Here is an 18,163-nt window from a genome sequence, read left to right on the forward strand (position 1 = left end):
CCATGACTACGTACCCTCCGGTTGTACCACCAAACACGCCTGTACAACAGGAGTTCCACCATACGACCACCAAAGAACGCATTCTGTCGCCAGACATCGCCAGGGGACTGATGCTTCTTGGAATTGTTGTCGCCAACGCAACAACTGCGTGGTGGCTCTATGGCTCAACCGGACCTACGACCGAGCCTCTGGAAGGACCAGATCGCATTGTTGCGGTGCTAAACGACGTCCTCGTGCATCGTCGCGGCCTCCCAATGTTTGCCACACTCTTTGGCTTTGGTCTTGGCATGTTGGCAATGCGTGAAAGCCGGAGGGGTACGCCATGGCCGGAGTGCCGAAAGCTCATGCTCAAGCGCTATGGGTGGCTTGCCCTTTTTGGCGTCGTTCATACACTTTTCCTCTTCTTCGGGGACATTCTGTTGACGTACGCTTTGCTTGGCATGCTCCTCATTCTGTTGGTACCCCTGCGAGACAAAGTCTTGCTATGGGTAGCCGGCATTTTGGCTGTACTCAACATCATTAGTGCTATCGGCTTACATATGATGACAAGCTGGCTGATGAGTTTTTCGGAGACAATGAATCCGATGGCTAGTGATGCGGGTGCAATGCCTTTCGGCGATCCCGCCAGCTATCTCACCGGACAGGTATTGATGGGTTTCGTTATTGCGTTGACGTCGCCTTTCACCGCGATGATGGCTGGCCTGATGATCTTCCCGCTCATGATTGTGGGACTGGTCGCAGCGCGTCAGCAGATTCTGCAGAATGCCGAACAGCACATCCCACTCTTATCTGTCGTCGCAGCGATCGGCGTGATTGCGGCGGTGGCTACGGGTATTCCGTCTGGCCTATCAAAAATCCCCGACGGGGTAGCGGGATTACCCGGAACCTGGTCAATGATCAGTGACCTGGCTGGCGTGCTTGCAGGCCCTGGCATTATCGCTGCTATTGCGTTGCTCCTGATTCCTATTCAACGCCGGGTGAAGGCGGGAGCGAATCAGGGCATCGTCGTTAAGGCTCCGTTCCCACTGGATATGCTGCAGGCCCTCGGGCAAAGGTCGATGACAGGTTACGTTGGCCAAAGCATCCTGCTGCTTCCACTTGCTTCCGCTTGGGGTGCAGATATCTTTGCTAACGCGTCGCTCACGCAAGTTTCGCTGTCTGCCACGGGCGTGTGGGTAGCCACGCTGGTGTTCGCTTACATTCTGGCAAAGCTGGACAAACCAGGGCCATTTGAGGCACTACATAGGCGTCTCACCTATGGTCGTGGCGAAAACAAGACCAACTAGCAGGCCCACAAAGCTAATCAATCCAACAGCAATGGCCTCCACCTGGATAACCAGGGGAGGCCATTGACATCGATTCTGTATGGCAAGAACAGGGGTAGTCGCTACTCGAGGTAGTCGCGCAACACCTGGGATCGAGATGGGTGACGCAGCTTCGACATCGTCTTCGATTCGATCTGGCGAATACGCTCACGAGTGACTCCGTACACCTGGCCGATCTCGTCCAAAGTACGGGGCATACCGTCGGTAAGACCGAAGCGAAGGCGTACGACACCAGCTTCACGCTCGGACAGGGTTTCGAGAACATCGCCCAGCTGATCCTGCAGCAAAGTGAAGCTAACAGCATCTACAGCAATGACAGCCTCAGAGTCTTCGATGAAGTCACCGAGCTGGGAATCGCCTTCGTCACCAATGGTCTGGTCCAGAGAAATTGGCTCCCGAGCGTACTGCTGGATCTCCAGCACCTTCTCCTCGGTGATGTCCATTTCCTTGGCCAACTCTTCAGGCGTAGGTTCACGACCAAGGTCCTGCAGAAGCTCTCGCTGAATACGACCCAGCTTGTTGATGACTTCGACCATATGTACCGGAATACGAATGGTACGAGCCTGGTCAGCCATCGCACGGGTAATAGCCTGACGAATCCACCACGTTGCATACGTGGAGAATTTGTAGCCCTTCGTGTAGTCGAACTTTTCGACGGCACGAATCAGACCAAGGTTGCCTTCCTGGATCAAGTCCAAGAACGCCATGCCACGGCCGGTATAGCGCTTAGCCAGTGACACAACCAATCGAAGGTTAGCTTCGAGCAGGTGATTCTTCGCTCGCTGACCATCGCGAGAAATATCACGGAGATCGCGACGCTGAGCGTGGGGAAGACGCTGGCCAGCAGCCTTAGCCTCGTCGATCTTGTACTGCGCGTACAAGCCGGCCTCGATGCGCTTCGCCAGAGAAACTTCTTCCTCTGCCGTGAGCAGCGCGACCTTACCGATCTGCTTCAGATATGCACGAACGGAGTCGGCTGAGGCGGTGAGCTCGGCATCTTTACGTGCCTGGCGCAGCGCTGCGGACTCGTCCTCGTCCCATACCTCGTCGACCTCATCCGAATCGTCATCAGCAACGTCGTCGACATCATCGACATCGTCTTCGCCTTCGTCGAGTTCGGGATCGAAGTCAGTTTCGAGGTCCGCGTCCTCCAGCTCCTCGTCATCGGTAGCTTCGATTGCTTGGGCATCCTTCGCCTTAGCGCTGGTTGCCTCCGCAGCCGACTTTGAAGCTGCAGCCTTGGAGCTGGCAGCCTTCTTAGCGGTTGCCTTCTTCGCCGTCGACTTTTTAGCCGCAGTTTTCTTCGCAGCTGTCTTCTTAGCGGTGGTCTTTTTCGCAGCCGTCTTCTTTGCAGCGGTCTTTTTCGCAGCAGTTTTCTTCACTGCGGACTTTTTCACTGCCTTTTTAATGGCCTTTTTCACAGCCGTCTTGGCGGGGGCCGAGGAGTCGGCTGCGCCACCAGCGGTGCTTTGACCGTTTGGCTGATCCGGTTCGTTGCCTGCCACGAACTCCCTTTCACGAATAGGTCTTGCCATCAGTTACTTGCCACGGAATTCCGGTTGCGAGGAGAGGCACAAAGTGTTCATATTGAACCTGCGCCGGAGGCCGATTAATTCAACCGTCCGTGAATCAACTCCCCAGTGTAACCCAAAGTGCGAAAGTACCGCGCAATCACACCGTATTGGTTACGGCAATAAACCCCGGTGGGCGGCCAGCGCTGCACCCGCAATTCCTGCGTTGTTGTGGAGTTTTGCTGGAATCACTGGTGTTCGGCAATCCAAGTTCGGAACCCATTTTTCGTGTTCGCGCGAAATGCCGCCACCGACGATAAAGAGCTGTGGCCAGAACAATGCTTCGTACGTGCGCAAGACCTTGGATACACGAGGTACCCATTCCTCGAAGGAAAGCCCCTCTACTTCCTTGACACGAGCAGAAGCAAAATGCTCCGCCTCCTGCCCGTCAATGACGAGGTGGCCAAGTTCGGCGTTGGGGTATAACGCACCGTCGTTAAGAAGAGCTGCGCCAATCCCGGTGCCAAAAGTGAGCAGGATGACTGCGCCCTGCCGAGCCTCTGGATGGCCGTACTGAACTTCAGCGAGGCCTGCTGCATCGGCATCGTTCAACACATGGACTGATCGGTCAGGCCCGAAAACGGCGGAGAATAGTTCCTGGCAATCCGTATTTACCCAACTTGGGTCAATATTCGCGGCCAATAGAGCCGTCTGATTGCGAACCACCGACGGTACCGTGATACCAATCGGGCCAGACCACTCAGCTTTGTCGACAACCTTCACAATTGTCTCCGCAACAGCCTGCGGAGTTGCAGGCTTGGGTGTGAGCAGTTTGATGCGTTCACCAACTAGCTCACCAGTATCGAGATCAACAATTCCGCCCTTGATGCCGGAACCACCGACATCTACGCCAAAACCAATGTTTCGTCCCATGGCCCCGATTGTACGAAACAAGCCACAATAGGCTTATGAACCTCCACAACGAACTTCTCGACGGTCCCATTACCCTGGACCCTGCTCAGCTCGATGAACTGCGCCAATTCGCCTGTTTCTTAGCGACGACTGCCGCCGCCCATGTCCGGCGACGTCGTGTCGAACTGGGCCTGGATTTGGACTCGCAGACGGAAACCAAGTCGTCTGACGTCGATCCCGTGACGGTCGTGGATAAGGAATCGGAGGAGCTCATCAGGCATCTCGTCGCAACGCAGCGCCCCGACGATGCTGTGCTTGGTGAAGAACAGGGTGGTGGTGAGGAAGTACGACCTGGCACGGTGCGGTGGTTAGTTGATCCGATCGATGGGACCGTGAACTTCCTCTACGGAGTGCCCGCGTATGCCGTGAGCGTGGGATGCGAAGTGGATGGCAGGCTTGTGGCTGGCGCTGTCGCAGACATCCCACACAACCGCGTCTATCACGCAGCAGCTGCGCAAGGTGCAGCAGTCACCGAAGCTGACGGCCGGAGTAGGCCTATTGAGTGCTCGCGACCGGCTGGACTGGACGTCAGCTTGCTGGCTACCGGATTTAGTTACGATGCACAACGACGTCGCAAACAGGGGCTTCTAGTCACAGAGTTGTTGGGTCACGTGCGTGACATTCGCCGGATGGGATCTGCCGCACTCGACCTATGCATGCTGGCGGACGGGCAGTTGGATTGCTACCTGGAACACGGTTTGAACCTGTGGGACTACGCCGCGGGGGCGGTTATTGCTATAGAGGCGGGGGCCGTCGTTACGCTTCCCGCTCCAGGAAGCAGCACAGCTGATGGGCGCGCTGTGGTGGCGACTGCACACAGTGTGGCGGGTGAGTTTAACGAGATACTGGGAGCGATGGGTGCGCTGGAGCCTATCGACGACCACGAGTGACCGCGCAATACTGCTGAGGAGCGGGCTAGTCGCAGGTTCGGGACACTAGGGAACTCAGAGTGGCGGAGTCTACGACTTCGCCATTGTTCAGTTGTTGCATCACGGCGTGAACAGGGCCGGAATCATCGAGAGTTTTGAAGCCCTTACCAAGCACGACATCGACGTTGCCCTCGGTACGAGCGTCGTGAACCAACTCAAAACAAGGGAAAAGGGCATGCAAGGTGGCGGCATGCGAGTTGAATTCCGCGCCGAAGCGCAGTTGGCCGTGACAGTTCAAGTTCTGCGATGGGGTCAATGGATCGTTTCCAACAGCATTGTCATCCACGCGGGCAAACCCCAGTGACTGCAGTGTTTCTGAAACAACTGTGGCCTGGCCCGACTGTCCATTGGCGTTCAACACCCGGACGCCGACATTCGAAGGTGGTGCTGGGTTCTCACCGATCAGCATTGCAGAGGAAACGACCGGACCGGAATCGGGGAGATAGCAGTTCACGGGCATAGCAGTGCTATCGCGTGTGAATGCGAAGAACCATGCTGCGGTCGCGGAAATGAGCAACGCAATCACGATTACGAAGTACACAATCGGAGAAGTTGCGGAAGGATCCTTCCGTGCATGTCGGCTCATGATGGATAACTCTAACGTGAATTTAAAAGTTGCACGAAAAATGGCCCTTAACCTGGGGAGATGACATCAGGGCAATTTTGCCTTAATATCCGCTGAGAAACCTCTGTACATGCTGGCCAGCGCCCAGGAAGAAAGTCTAACCACATGGCTGTAGATTACGACTCTCCTCGCACTCGCGAAGAAGATGGCATCACAACTGATTCTCTTGAAGGACTCCAGGCTGCATCGGAGGAAAAGCGAATCGACGATACTGACGACGGTGAAATTGTTGAGCCTTTCGACATTCCAGTTGCTGATCTAACTGGCGAAGAGCTTGAGATCGATGTTGTCCCTGCTCAGGAAAATGAGTTCACCTGTGGCTCTTGCTTCTTGGTCATGAACCGCAAGATGATTGCACATGACCCAGGCGATGGGTTCCCCATTTGCCGCGACTGCGCCTAAACGTGCGTTAAACGGCAATTGCTCGTTCTACGAGGCGCGTGAGTGGCGCATGAGGAAAGCCCCGGAGATTTCTCCGGGGCTTTGTCATTGGCGATTGCTAATTGTTGCGCCTCTTACTCGCTCTTTTCGTTCTCAAATCTTTTGCCGAGGAAAAGCTCAAGGACCTTTTCTGGATGTCGAGTGGAAACCAGCCAATATGGTGTCGGATCATCCGCATCGTCGAGAACCAACAGCACCATCGTCGGCACCCACGAGTGAGTGACGAGGAACGCAGCCGGGTCAAGCTGACGGCCAAGCGCATTACGCTGTGCGGACTTCGGCACAACCAAAGAACGAGATACAACTGACGCAGGCAGAATAGCGGAGCCAGCGTGCAGCCACCGTTCGCCAGTCGCATCACGTTCGATAGCTACGACTGTCTTAGACATGGTGAGCAGGATCCACACTCCCACCGCGGTGATAATAACGCCACCTACGATGAGCCAGATGACATCACGGTTAAATGCAACCTGCGCGGTACATACGATGACACCAGCAACGCCAAGCAGCCAATACCACCAAGGAACCCACAACCGTTCACGGTAGATTTCGCCCGTAGCCTGCGATAAGGCGCGTGCAGGCTGGTTGCTTCCCTCAGTTTCACTCTCTTTAGTCACACATCCATACTAACTGGCTTGGCGAATAGCTGAGTCAACGCCATGTCTCGGCTAGCAGGTTGCGTATCGTTATTCGCATGAGTATTGAGGCACAAAAATACGACAGCGTGCTGGTGAAGCGTCTCACCCCTGACGCAGTGATTCCACGGCGCGCACATAGCGATGATGCAGGTGTCGATCTTTCGTCTATCGAGGACGTGACATTAGCTCCAGGTGAGCGTCGTCTCGTTGGCACCGGTATCGCTATCGCGCTACCGACTGGAACAGTTGGTCTGGTGCACCCGCGTTCCGGCCTTGCTTTCAAACAGGGGCTATCCATTGTGAACGCTCCAGGAACCGTGGATGCAGGTTATCGCGGAGAGATCAAAGTGTGTCTTATCAACTTGGATCCGGCTGAGCCGATCATCATCGGCAAGGGCGACCGTATTGCCCAGCTCGTGGTGCAGAAGGTAGAGCTATGCGATTTCATTGAAGCAGACAGCCTCGACGAAACAGAGCGTGGTGCTGGCGGGCATGGTTCCACAGGCATTAAGAATGCGCTCGCGTAAATAGCTAGACCAGTAGGAAACCGCGTTGATTGATACACCCGAATGATGGCTATTAGCGAGTCTTCATTGGTGTGTGCCAGCAATATAGGGCAGTTGTCGTTACTCTGAGTGAGAGAGGGTACGACCCGAAGTAGGAGTATTTTATGTGGCCTTTTGGCAAGAACAAGAACGACGCTGACAACGCCGATGCAGCTGAGTCGACCGTCGCAACAGAGATGGCGGACAAGGAAGCACCAGTTGTCGACGATGCGGCGGAGTCCTCCGCTCCGCTGGGCGACGAAGAAGCACGGGCACCATACGCTGTTCAGGGCGTGGACGGTGCTGATGTGGACGAGTTTCCTCGTGTAACCAAGTCTGGTGGCGGACCGTTCGATGCGGAGGACGCTAGCCCGCAAGAGTTCGACTTCTCTGACTTCGCAAAGGCAAGCGTCAACCTTGGTTCGGTTCTTCTGGCAATCCCACATGAGGGTGATATTCAGGTCGAGATGGGACCGCAGGGCCCAACGATGCTGCACATTGCCACCGAATTCGGCCGCATTACTCCTGTTGCATTTGCAGCTCCAACGTCCGGTGGCCAGTGGGAGAAGTCTGCCGGCGAGATTCGTACGGGACTTGAAAACGACGGTCTGGCAGTAGACACCGAAGATGGTCCGTGGGGTATCGAGATCGTCGCAAAGACCGCGGATGGCGACATGGAAATGCGCATCATCGGTGCCGATGGTTACCGGTGGATGCTTCGTATGACAGTGTCGGGCCCGGCAGAGCATGCTGACAAGCTTGCGCACATTGGTCGTGGTGTTATGGCGCGAAGCTTTGTATCGCGTGGTGATAATCCAATGCCTGCAGGCCAGCCACTGCCAGTGACGTTGCCACCAGCGATGGCAGAACAGATTCGACAGGCATACGCTGCACAGCAGCAAGCACAGTCTTCCCAGGCAGGACAAGCTCCTGGTCAGGTGCCAGGGGCCACTGGTATCGCACCGGACGGATCTTCCCAGGAGAGCTAATACACTTCCGACTAAGCTGCATCCACGTCCAGGGACGTGGCTCTGCAGCCTTTTTGTTTGTTGCACAGCGATTCATCGCGTGGCAATCGTTTCTTGATAGGAAAAGCGTGAGCGAGAACGTAGAAGACAACGTCGATGCAGACGTGGAGTCGCCAGAAGAGGGCGGTCAGACCCTACTTGATCAGATGGGTGGAGTGTCCGGCCTCATTTCGTCGACGCTTCCGGTGATGGTGCTCGTCCCCGTAAATTCGGTCTGGGGATTGATTCCTGCAATGATTGCCGCCGTCGCTGTGGCGTTTGCCATCTTTGTGTGGCGACTTGCTCGTAAGGAAACTTTGCAGCCGGCAGTGTCCGGACTTTTCGGTGTCCTTTTTGGCGCTGCTATTGCTTTCGCAATGGGCGATACCAAAGGTTTCTTCCTTTACGGAATCTGGTATTCGGCTGTAGCCGCGGTATTGTTCCTACTATCGATGCTGATTCGTCGACCGGCTGTCGGATACATCTGGGAATCCCTCAATGGACGAGACTCTACGTGGCGTTCCGACAAGAACCTCTACGTCGGCTATCAAATCGCGACAGGGGCATGGGCTGTTGTTTTCGCAGCACGATTCCTCGTCCAGAACAAGATTTACAACGCTGACGATGTCACCTGGCTGGGCATTGCCAGGATTCTCATGGGTTGGCCACTAACAGCGATTGTTTTCATCATCACGATCTGGGCAATCCGCAGGGCGCGTCGTCGTTCGGAATCTGACCACGACAGCGCAGATACGGCCGCCCCTGATACTTCACAGCTTCATATGACGGATCCAAGTGGATCCACGGAAGGCAATGTTTAAATGACCAAGCAAGAACCACTTATTACCGATGTGGTCATTGACCGCCCAGCTCACGGTGGAGAGTTTATTGCCACTATCGATGGGCGGATTGTGCTCGTGCGGGGTGGTATCCCTGGCGAAAAGGTCACCATCCGTATCGACAACCCAGCGGCCAAATTGTGGCGTGGCGAAGTAGCTGCTGTCATCGAGCCATCCGATGATCGCACCGACATTTCCTGCGCAGCCGCACGCGCTGGCGCTGGCTGTTGCGACTGGGACTTCATCGCACCGGAGCGTGCAGCTCAGCTCAAAAGCCTCGTGTTGGCAGATGCCTTACGACGAATCGGTAAATGCGAGGAGTCTGAAGTACCGGAGATCGTCGTCACGCCATTGGCTCCGGCGACACAATGGCGAAATCGGGTGCGCTTAGGTGTAGACAGCGAAGGTCGCGCGGGACTTCGGAAAATGAAGTCGCAGGACTTGATCATTGGAGAAAACTGCAATCAGAACATGCCAGGGCTGCTGGTTGGTTTGGACAAGTCCGGAGCATGCCCAGCCGATGGCGAGCTGTTCGCGGTGTTGGATAAGGATGGCAATCGCCATCTGATGCACGTCGTCGGGAAGGGGCGCTTTAAGCGTCGGACGGTGGTCGAAGGAAACGAGACCAGCAAGCACGAGTGCCGTGGCGTGGTTTTTGACGTACCGGTTGATGGCTTTTGGCAGGGGCATATCAATGCCGTGGAATACTACGCTGATCAGATTGTGTCCCTGCTTCCTGAGCTCGAAGGAGGTCGGGCATGGGACCTCTATGGTGGCGTCGGCGTCTTCGCCAACGTCTTGGCAGATCTGGTTGGCAATGACGGTGAAGTGGTTTCTGTCGAATCGTTTGGCGCAGCTGCGAAATCTGGCCGGGAGGCTCTCGCGGAACGTCCAGTGCGGTTCGTGACTGGCCGAGTAGAAGCGGTGGTTGGTTCGCTTGCTGCTGACAAGCGCGCGGGTGGCAGTGCCGTTGACTATGTTGTCCTTGATCCACCGCGCACTGGCGCAGGTGTCAAGACTATCGCCGCTATTGCGGAGGCAAAGCCGTCACGGGTGGTGCATGTCGGCTGTGATCCAGCGACATTTGCCCGTGACGCGCGCGCTTGGCTGGATAAGGGGTACAAGCTGACCAACCTCGAAGTTGTCGACGCATTCGCTGGAACGCACCACTTCGAAACCATCGCCTTGTTTACGGCAGCGGCTGACGCCTAGGCAGCAAAACTGTTTCGGCGATGAGCCCGGTCATGAGTTCGATTTGCCATGGCCGGGCGTTGAACGTTGCTAGCAATTCACGTACCTCATCGGCATGAGTTGGCACAGGCTTATTGCCACAGCCCCCGAAAGCCCATGCGACATCGCGAAGATCTGACGGCTTGAAAATGGTATCTGGTCGAATTCCTAGGTCGTCGGCCAGATTCTGGTGTGCTGCCTGCAGTGCTTCCCAACAACGCTGAGCACGTGGCGCGCACTCGGGCCAGTGCTTATGGTGTGGACGTCCGATTGTTTTCTGACGAACCTGCCTCGGCCATTGCCGCTTGGGCGTGGCCAACGCATCTTGCACAACAGCAAACCACTGATCGACGGCACCGCGACGTTTACGCGGAAAACCACGAGTCTTGATGATGTCACCCTTAGTCCGTGCTGGATGCTCCGCCAAAGCAATGATCACTTGATGAGGAAGCACAGATGTCGGTGACACATCACGCTGTCGCGCGATCTGATCTCGCTGATTCCACAAGGCCTTTGCGACGACCAACTGTTCCGGGCGACGCAGTTTACCTACTCCTCGCAGTTGCCTCCACCGGTCATCGTCGGCAAGAGGTACAACATAGTCTGGCGAGAAGGCGAGACGAACCGCTTCACATTCTTCAACGAGCCACGAATAACGGTCGAGTTCGACAAGTACATCGGTCAGCGAATTCGCCAATTCGATGAGAAGCTCCACATCGAGGGCGGCATAGTCCAACCAGTCTGAAGGAAGTGGGCGAGAAGACCAGTCTTCTTGGCCGTGGCCTTTCGCCAAGCTGATACTCAGCAACTCTTCGGTCAAGCTCGCCAATCCCACTTTGGGAAAGCCTGCAAGTCGACCTGCAATTTCAGTGTCGATGAGGTTCGCGGGATACAGACCCAGCTCGCGGAGCGCCGGTAGATCGGAATGGGCGGCGTGAATGATCCACGTCAGGTCATTCAGTTGGGCAGGCAGACAATCCGTGCACCCCGGAATCGACTCAGGATCAATGAGAAAGGTGCCCGCCCCTTGACGGCGGAATTGGAGAAGAAACGCGCGGTCGTCGTAACGAAAGGCCGAAGCGCGTTCGGTATCTACAGCAAGTGGGCCGTAACCATTGGCCAACACTGCTCCTGCGGCGGCGATGTCGCGAGGCGAAGTAAGCACCTGTGGGGTGCCGTCGGCAGGAGTAGTGAGGACAGGGTACATAGGCGGACTGCTACTGCCCCAACATGGTGACGCCTACTGGAGGCAACCCGGCGATGTTGGCCAGCACAGCCGCGAAAGCCTCGACATGTGGGGCAAGGTTATTATCCTCAGCTGTCCAGGAGGCGCGCAGTTCAAGTTGAAATGCCTGTGGAGGGCCACCGATATCGCCGTAACGAACCGAGTTAGTTGTGGTGACAGTGCCACCAAGGTTTGTGAAACCCGCGTTTCCTTCGGAAAGGCCTTCGGTCAGCCATTCCCATGCCACTTGAGGAAGAAGTGGGTCCTCGGCGACAGCTGCGTCCATGTCGGCCTGGATGTAAGCAACCAAGCGCATTGCGCCGTCCCACGTTTCCTCCGCACGGGGATCATGCAGCAGAATCAAACGACCGAAGGCATCACCCTCGGTGGTTTCTGGCACCATGGCGGTTTCAGGATGCAGAACCTCTAAGCCAACCGCATAACTCAATGGAGCTAACTTCTGTGGTGGCCGAATGGAGCCGAGGGAGATCTCATCGCGCAGCTGTGCTGCGTGCATGCTCTCAACGGCATCACGGAAGGTCTGTGGTGCATTTTCGGAAACGGTCACGCACCAGAATGTAGCGGTATGGTCACGGTGTCAACAGGAGGCGCGCCGATACCCCGTGGAAACTTCCCGGAATGCCGCATTTATAGAGAAGTACGGCATGATAGGGCTATGACTAATCGACGTACTCTTCAATCCGCTCCGTTCCTCGATGCCGCTGCTGGTAAGGCACCCTCGCGCCGTCCGGTGTGGTTTATGCGTCAGGCGGGTCGTTCCCTTCCGGAGTACCGGGAGATTCGTGCGAACATCGGCATGCTTGATTCGTGCTTCCGCCCAGACTTGCTCAGCGAGATTACGTTGCAGCCAGTTCGTCGGCATGATGTCGACGCGGCAATTCTGTTTTCTGACATTGTGGTTCCACTCAAGGCTGCTGGCGTAGACCTCGACATTGTTCCTGGTCGTGGCCCGGTGGTTGCAGAGCCTATCCGCACCAAGTCGGACATTGAGCGTTTGCCTGAGGTCACCGCTGATCAGTTGGCACCGATTGCAGAGGGTATCGGTCTTATCCTCGATGAGCTTTCGGATACGCAGGTGCTCATCGGTTTCGCCGGTGCTCCTTTTACTCTCGCATCGTACTTGGTTGAAGGTGGACCATCGAAGAATCATGAACGCACGAAGGCTCTTATGCACGGTGAGCCAGAACTGTGGCACACGCTGATGGAGAGCATTACGCCAATCGTGATTGAGTTCTTGCGCGTGCAGATCAACGCAGGTATTGATGCGCTGCAGCTTTTCGATTCGTGGGCTGGCTTCCTTACGGAACGCGACTACCGACGCTTCGTGTTGCCATACTCAACCCAGATCATTCAAAAAGTGGGCGACGCGAATATTCCACGTATCCACTTCGGTGTTGGCACAGGCGAGTTGCTCGGTGCAATGGCAGAAGCAGGGTCTGAGGTAGTCGGCGTGGACTGGCGTGTTCCGTTGGATCAGGCTGCGTTTCGTATTCAGTCGGCGTTGCTGGCAGCGAACCCGGGTGCGTCGACAGAAGATTGCGCTCGTGTCCTACAGGGCAACCTTGATCCAGCGATCTTCTTTGCTGGCGAATCTGTTTTGCACGATGAAATCGCTCGAGTATGTGGCGAAGCCGACGCAGCGATTGCTGCAGGTCACGCAAGGGGACATATCTTCAACTTGGGTCATGGAGTCTTGCCAAATACTGACGCTGAGACCATCACGCGCGCTGTCGAGATCATTCACCAGCATTAGGCTTGAACTGTCACTAGCCGGGTCACATCCAGGCAACTCGTTCGCACCATCCAGTAGGAGATGTTTACCTCACTATGTCCATGACGAATCCTTTGACCGTTGCTGTCCTCGGAGCCGGGCTTACTGGTCTAACCGCGGCGTACCAGCTACGACGTGGTTTAGGCCCTGGGGCGCGAATCGTCGTCATGGATCCTGCGACCGAGATCGGTGGCAAACTTAAGACGGTCGATGCTGACAATGGTGCTTTGGATATTGGCGCTGAGGCATTCCTTGGTTTCCGGAAGGACGCCGTGGACTTCTTTACTGATATCGGACTTGCCGACGAATTCGTCCTTCCATCGACTCTGCCATCCAAGCTGTATGCCAATGGACAGTTGGTGTCGATGCCCCGCACAACCGTGATGGGTGTGCCAGTGTCCTCGGATGGGCTCGACGGGCTGATTAGCGAAGAGACTGCCAAGCGTATTGACACGGAAGGCGACCCAGCTCTAACTCCACCTCTGCACTGGGTTCCTGGCGATGACTGCAATCTAGGCCAATTGGTCGAGGCTCGGTTGGGACGTGAAGTGGTAGATCACGTCGTGTCGCCCTTGATCGGTGGAGTGTATTCAACCCTCGCTGACGACCTAGGTTTGCGAGCGACCGTTCCGCAGCTGGCTCAGGCCTTGGACGAGTTGGTTCTGCTCGGAGACCCAGTGTCATTGACTGGGGCAGCACAGCGAGTACTGGATGCGCGTAAAGCAGCCGCTCAGCCTCGCGTCGGTTCGGAAGCCGCAACGTCGGGAGATGAAGCAAAGCCGGCAAAACCGATGCCTGTTTTCAAGACGTTCCGTGGCGGATACCGTGTCGTCTACAACCGACTACTCGAGCTCGCTGCTCCTGAGCTCAAGCTCGGTGTGATGCCGTCAGCCATTGCTGCAGACGGCCGTGGCTACCGAATCCGCACTGATGAGGCAGCCGTGGCCGACAGCCTGTACGTCGATGCAGTAGTGGTGGCGGCACCTGCTCCGCAAACCGGCACACTGTTGACTGACGTCGCACCTGACGCTGCTGAACTCATTGGTGCGATTGACCTTGCCAACTCTGCAGTCGTCGCAATGCGCTTCGACACTGACGAGGGGTTGCCGCAGATCAATGGCATCCTGGTCGCTGCCGATGCAGACTTGAGTGCAAAGGCATTCACGCTGTCGTCACGTAAATGGCCACATATTGGTGAGCGTGGTGGCGCTGTAGTCCGAGCAAGTTTTGGACGCTTCGGAGATGATTCCACGGTGCGATTGCGTGACGACGAACTCGTCGCGAAGGCACAGCAGGACTTGGCTACGACAACGGGCTTTGCAGTCGAACCAGTAGAGGTAATTGTTCAGCGTTGGTGGGGAGGGCTGCCTCGTTACGGCAAGGGCCATCCTGAGTTCATGCGTTTCGTAGACGATGCACTTGCCGAGACACCACGGCTGGCTGTGGCAGGGGCATGGCACCACGGTCCAGGCATTCCGGCATGTATTGCGGACGCGAAGGACGCTGCAGCTAAGGTCATCCGCGAAGTGGCGTAATTAGGGTACCCTGGCAAACGAAGATTGTTGCTCCTGATTTTGCTGTGACAGGCACTTTCGGGAGCTTCCACTGTGAAAGGAAAACCGCTTCATGTCGAAGCTTGACTTTAAGAAGCTCAACGAAACGATCCGTTACACCATGTGGTCGACTTTTAAGGTCACCCCGGGTGCGCTGGGAGACAACCGCGAAGAAGCTATTGCAGCGACGCGCGAGTTCCTCGCTCAGTATGAAGACGCTGACTTGATCGTTCGCGGTTTCTACGATGTCTCAGCAATGCGCGCTGAGGCTGACTACATGTTCTGGATCCACGCAGAGAAGATGGAAGATCTCCAGGCCTTCTATAACAAGTTCCTGCGTGAAACCCCACTCGGACAGGCATCGACTGCTCATTGGTCCAATGCAGCGCTGCATCGCCCTGCAGAATTCAATAAGTCGCACTTGCCATCATTCATCATGGGTGAAGAGCCAGGCCGTTGGATTTCCGTGTACCCATTCGTTCGTTCCTATGACTGGTACCTGTTGGATCCACAGGAGCGTCGTAAGATTCTGTCTGAGCACGGTCAGGCTGCTCGCGACTACCCAGATGTGCGCGCAAACACCGTCCCAGCATTCGCATTGGGAGACTACGAGTGGATTCTCGCGTTCGAAGGCCCAGAGCTCGATCGCATTGTCGACTTGATGTGGAAGATGCGTTACACCGAAGCGCGCTTGCACGTCCGTGAAGAAATTCCGTTCCACGCAGGACGCCGCGTCGACGACATCGCAGAGATCATCAACGCACTTCCATAAATGTGCGTGCATGACGCTCGTCGTTGCACAATGATGGAGAAAGCCCGCGATCTAGCCTAGAAACTAGGCTTCGCGGGCTTTTGCGCGCTCGGTGGGCGTTGTCAGCGGGCGGTGTCAGCGGCTAGACCTCGGTTGAGTCTTCAGCCTATGCGGAAGTGTCTAGCGTCAGGCAAATCGAATTGATGCAGTAACGCAGGTCGGTAGGAGTGTCGTACCCTTCGCCAGCGAAGACATGTCCAAGGTGCGATTCGCACGTGGCACAGAGAACTTCGGTACGGACCATGCCGTGACTGCGGTCTTCACGAACAATGACGGCATCGCTGTCAGCAGGCGAAAAGAAAGATGGCCATCCGCAATGCGAATGAAACTTCTCGGTGGAACGAAACAGCTCGGTTCCACACGCGCGACACGAATAGACACCTTCGGTCTCCGTATCGGTGTATTCGCCTACGAAAGGTGGTTCGGTACCACCTAAACGAAGCACCTGGAATTCAGAAGGGCTGAGTCGGGCCTTCCATTCTTCTTCACTCAGTTTCCATGTGGACATGGGGAGTTCCTTCCTGGGAGTCGTCGTCAAGCGTAGCTGCAGTTGCAACGGAACCGGTGCTGTTTGTCGAATCATCGCCGTGCTTCCGACCCCGTGTGGTTGCCGGTTGGCGACCGAACCAATCAATTCCAGCCGCGTGATCTTCGATGGTCCAACGAATCATGCAGCCCATGATGGCGAGCAAGATGATGCCCCAGCCAATGGTTGCGATAACGATATTGATCCAGCCGGAGAAAATCGGCGCGATCGGTAACACCCACGAGCCGTAGAAGAAGCACATCGTGATTCCGGTAGCAGCGGGCCAGTTGGCGACGACCGTCTTGACGGGGGCTCCGTAAGCGTCGACGACTCCGCGGAGAGGGCGAACCACGCTCAGAATCATCGGCAGGATGAGCATGGAGTAGTACTGCTGGCCGAGCGAGCTCAAGAAGAAGACACCGACCATAAGTAGTCCCGCGGTGGTCGTGACCCAGAAAACCTCATCACGGTGCATCCAGCGGAGCAGCAGAAGTAATGCCACTGCGACGACGAGACCGAATGCCGCGCGCCACATAAGAATGAGCGGTTCCGGAGCACCGAGCCACAGCAATTGGCCACCTAGCGAACTATTGAAATAGTCACGGGTGACACCGAGATACGGCATTGTGACATTCACGTAGTCAGAGGCTCGATTCATGAGTGGCCATGCAGCTGCATTAGCGATGACAGGGACAGCTATCGCGCTGAGTACGGTCGTCCATTGCTTGCGCATAAACGGAATGAACAGCAGCGGTGCTACGACCGGTTTCACCGTGATCGCGAGGCCGATGATGATGCCCGCCAGAATATTCTTTCGCTTGACGACGAACAGTAAAAACAGCACTTCCGCTAATAACAAGGAACCGTTGACGTTGGTGAAGCTCAACGTGTTGATGACCGGCTCGGCATGGTAGGCAGCGGTGAGAACTACGGGTATTACCCAACTCTTCCAGCCGATGCCAAACCAGCGAAGCAGGATGACAATGGCCGCAACAATTGCAGCGGACTGAACCGTGACGAAGAACAGTCGGTTCATGTCGTAATCACCGAACCACGTCATCGGCGCCAGTAGCAACGTGCCGCCAGGGGAGTACAGATAGTGCGGATCAACGTCGAGGTAGTTTTCCGTATACACGGGCGCGCCGTCGACAAAGCGACGAACTGCACTCCAGACAGTGGTGTAGTCGTCCGTAATCAATGGGTTTAACGGCATGACCCAGGTGCGATGAACGACAGTAAGAACGGCGAAAGTCCAAAACAGTGGGGACAACAATGAGGCAACTCTGCCCTGGTTGACGTACGTTTCTGGATCTCGCTTGATAGACAAATCGTTCACGGAGTCAAACTTACCGGTGACTCTTCAACAAATAGCGCAAGAACACGTGCGAGTTGTCGCGTTCCATGGCCACCAATTCCCAGGATTGTGCACGCTGTTTTTCGGTAGTCGAGGTCAGTTTCGCTTCGTGATCTCCGAATATATGTGGGCCCTGGCCAACGAAAACCGGGGCTACCGTCAAGACCACTTCGTCGATCAGCTCAGCAGCCATGAAACTTCCATAGATGCTTGGTCCGCCCTCCACTGCGATCCGGGTTGTGCCAGGGCACAATGTCATCGCAGATTGCACAATTGCTTCCGGACTAACTTCATCGAGCTCGATGACAGTGCCACCGGCTGACTCAATCGCTTTGCGACGATCGTCGTGAAGCGAGCCAGTTTCGATAGGGGCGGTGAGAAAGATGGGGCACGTAGCTGAGCGGAAAATGGGTGCGTCGGGGGAAACGGTTAGTTGACCGGAAACAATCAGTATCCGGGGAATCGGGGATTGGCCGTTAGTGATGCGTGCCTGTTGAACTATTTCGTCGGGGGAGTTCAGACAGTAATTCTCGGCGGTGACGGTGCTCGCGCCGAGTACGACGACGTCAGCGGTGTAACGAGCAGTGGTAAGAACCATCTGATCGAAGGCATTTCCGAGGCCGCCGGAGGTACCCTGAAGTGCTGCGCGTGCGTCGAGGGACTCGATTGCAACGGCAAAAATGTGCGGTGGTACGGCCGGTGAAACTCGGGTGCCATCGTTTCGTAGCCCAAGAAATGTGTGTGCACGAGCATGTATCTCAGAATGCATGCTTGTACGCTGCGGTTGTGAGGCTCCCATGGGAACCAAGAGTATTGAAACCTACGGACAATAGGCAAGGG

The 18,163-nt window shown here is 55.9% G+C and carries 19 protein-coding genes; 10 read left to right on the forward strand and 9 right to left on the reverse strand.

Going from position 1 to position 18,163, the window contains the following annotated elements; all coding sequences use genetic code 11:
* The first annotated feature begins 2 nt into the window (after positions 1-2).
* A complete protein-coding gene (locus tag WG938_RS05335) occupies positions 3-1,286 on the forward strand; it encodes a DUF418 domain-containing protein (protein ID WP_339978244.1) in 1,284 nt (427 codons plus the stop codon).
* 101 nt (positions 1,287-1,387) lie between these two features.
* Here the strand turns inward: WG938_RS05335 and WG938_RS05340 are convergent, their stop codons facing one another.
* The gene (locus tag WG938_RS05340; protein ID WP_445228184.1) at positions 1,388-2,860 is read right to left on the reverse strand and encodes an RNA polymerase sigma factor; all 1,473 of its coding nucleotides are present in this window, start codon (positions 2,858-2,860) and stop codon (positions 1,388-1,390) included.
* A gap of 150 nt (positions 2,861-3,010) precedes the next feature.
* A complete protein-coding gene (gene ppgK, locus WG938_RS05345; RefSeq protein ID WP_339978248.1) occupies positions 3,011-3,769 on the reverse strand; it encodes a polyphosphate--glucose phosphotransferase in 759 nt (252 codons plus the stop codon).
* 98 nt (positions 3,770-3,867) lie between these two features.
* Between ppgK and WG938_RS05350 the strand changes: the two genes are divergently transcribed.
* Positions 3,868-4,698, forward strand: a complete 831-nt coding sequence (locus tag WG938_RS05350) for an inositol monophosphatase family protein (protein WP_445292897.1) — start codon at positions 3,868-3,870, stop codon at positions 4,696-4,698.
* A 25-nt stretch (positions 4,699-4,723) separates the two neighbouring features.
* On the opposite strand, the gene WG938_RS05355 is transcribed toward WG938_RS05350, so the two are convergent.
* Positions 4,724-5,323, reverse strand: coding sequence for a LytR C-terminal domain-containing protein (locus WG938_RS05355; protein ID WP_339978252.1), 600 nt, complete (start codon positions 5,321-5,323; stop codon positions 4,724-4,726).
* A gap of 144 nt (positions 5,324-5,467) precedes the next feature.
* Between WG938_RS05355 and WG938_RS05360 the strand changes: the two genes are divergently transcribed.
* Complete coding sequence (locus WG938_RS05360) at positions 5,468-5,764, forward strand: DUF4193 domain-containing protein (RefSeq protein ID WP_339978254.1); 297 nt, start codon at positions 5,468-5,470, stop codon at positions 5,762-5,764.
* Between the two features lie 113 nt (positions 5,765-5,877).
* Here the strand turns inward: WG938_RS05360 and WG938_RS05365 are convergent, their stop codons facing one another.
* Entirely contained in the window at positions 5,878-6,420 is a 543-nt protein-coding gene (locus WG938_RS05365; protein WP_445228185.1) for a DUF3093 domain-containing protein, read from the reverse strand.
* A gap of 77 nt (positions 6,421-6,497) precedes the next feature.
* Between WG938_RS05365 and dut the strand changes: the two genes are divergently transcribed.
* From dut to WG938_RS05385, 4 genes are all read left to right on the forward strand, one after another.
* Entirely contained in the window at positions 6,498-6,968 is a 471-nt protein-coding gene (gene dut / locus WG938_RS05370; RefSeq protein WP_339978256.1) for a dUTP diphosphatase, read from the forward strand.
* Between the two features lie 143 nt (positions 6,969-7,111).
* Positions 7,112-7,975, forward strand: a complete 864-nt coding sequence (locus WG938_RS05375) for a DUF3710 domain-containing protein (RefSeq protein ID WP_339978258.1) — start codon at positions 7,112-7,114, stop codon at positions 7,973-7,975.
* Between the two features lie 107 nt (positions 7,976-8,082).
* On the forward strand, positions 8,083-8,814 hold the full coding sequence (locus WG938_RS05380) for a DUF3159 domain-containing protein (RefSeq protein WP_339978260.1): 732 nt from the start codon (positions 8,083-8,085) through the stop codon (positions 8,812-8,814).
* Positions 8,815-10,044 carry a class I SAM-dependent RNA methyltransferase gene (locus WG938_RS05385; RefSeq protein WP_339978262.1) on the forward strand — a complete coding sequence of 410 codons (1,230 nt, stop codon included), beginning with the start codon at positions 8,815-8,817 and terminating at the stop codon, positions 10,042-10,044.
* On the opposite strand, the gene WG938_RS05390 is transcribed toward WG938_RS05385, so the two are convergent.
* Both WG938_RS05390 and WG938_RS05395 read right to left on the reverse strand, forming a co-directional pair.
* Positions 10,022-11,269 carry an HRDC domain-containing protein gene (locus tag WG938_RS05390; RefSeq protein WP_339978264.1) on the reverse strand — a complete coding sequence of 416 codons (1,248 nt, stop codon included), beginning with the start codon at positions 11,267-11,269 and terminating at the stop codon, positions 10,022-10,024. The two genes, WG938_RS05385 and WG938_RS05390, sit on opposite strands and share 23 nt — an antisense overlap.
* 10 nt (positions 11,270-11,279) lie before the next feature.
* On the reverse strand, positions 11,280-11,855 hold the full coding sequence (locus WG938_RS05395) for a DUF3000 domain-containing protein (RefSeq protein WP_339978266.1): 576 nt from the start codon (positions 11,853-11,855) through the stop codon (positions 11,280-11,282).
* Positions 11,856-11,963: 108 nt separating this feature from the next.
* Between WG938_RS05395 and hemE the strand changes: the two genes are divergently transcribed.
* From hemE to hemQ, 3 genes are all read left to right on the forward strand, one after another.
* Positions 11,964-13,061, forward strand: coding sequence for a uroporphyrinogen decarboxylase (gene hemE / locus WG938_RS05400; RefSeq protein WP_339978268.1), 1,098 nt, complete (start codon positions 11,964-11,966; stop codon positions 13,059-13,061).
* 74 nt (positions 13,062-13,135) lie between these two features.
* Complete coding sequence (hemG, locus tag WG938_RS05405; RefSeq protein WP_339978270.1) at positions 13,136-14,614, forward strand: protoporphyrinogen oxidase; 1,479 nt, start codon at positions 13,136-13,138, stop codon at positions 14,612-14,614.
* 91 nt (positions 14,615-14,705) lie between these two features.
* Positions 14,706-15,404, forward strand: coding sequence for a hydrogen peroxide-dependent heme synthase (gene hemQ, locus WG938_RS05410; protein WP_339978272.1), 699 nt, complete (start codon positions 14,706-14,708; stop codon positions 15,402-15,404).
* A 145-nt stretch (positions 15,405-15,549) separates the two neighbouring features.
* Here the strand turns inward: hemQ and msrB are convergent, their stop codons facing one another.
* The 3 genes from msrB to WG938_RS05425 are packed head-to-tail and all read right to left on the reverse strand — an operon-like array spanning position 15,550 to position 18,092.
* A complete protein-coding gene (gene msrB / locus WG938_RS05415; RefSeq protein WP_339978274.1) occupies positions 15,550-15,951 on the reverse strand; it encodes a peptide-methionine (R)-S-oxide reductase MsrB in 402 nt (133 codons plus the stop codon).
* The gene (locus tag WG938_RS05420) at positions 15,929-17,305 is read right to left on the reverse strand and encodes a glycosyltransferase 87 family protein (protein ID WP_339978276.1); all 1,377 of its coding nucleotides are present in this window, start codon (positions 17,303-17,305) and stop codon (positions 15,929-15,931) included. Before WG938_RS05420 ends, msrB begins: the two co-directional genes overlap by 23 nt.
* A 10-nt stretch (positions 17,306-17,315) precedes the next feature.
* Positions 17,316-18,092 (reverse strand): dihydrofolate reductase family protein, encoded by a 777-nt coding sequence (locus tag WG938_RS05425; protein WP_339978278.1) that lies wholly within the window; start codon positions 18,090-18,092, stop codon positions 17,316-17,318.
* Between the last annotated feature and the right edge of the window lie 71 nt (positions 18,093-18,163).

The organism is Corynebacterium sp. H113, from assembly GCF_037572315.1.
GTDB lineage: Bacteria > Actinomycetota > Actinomycetes > Mycobacteriales > Mycobacteriaceae > Corynebacterium.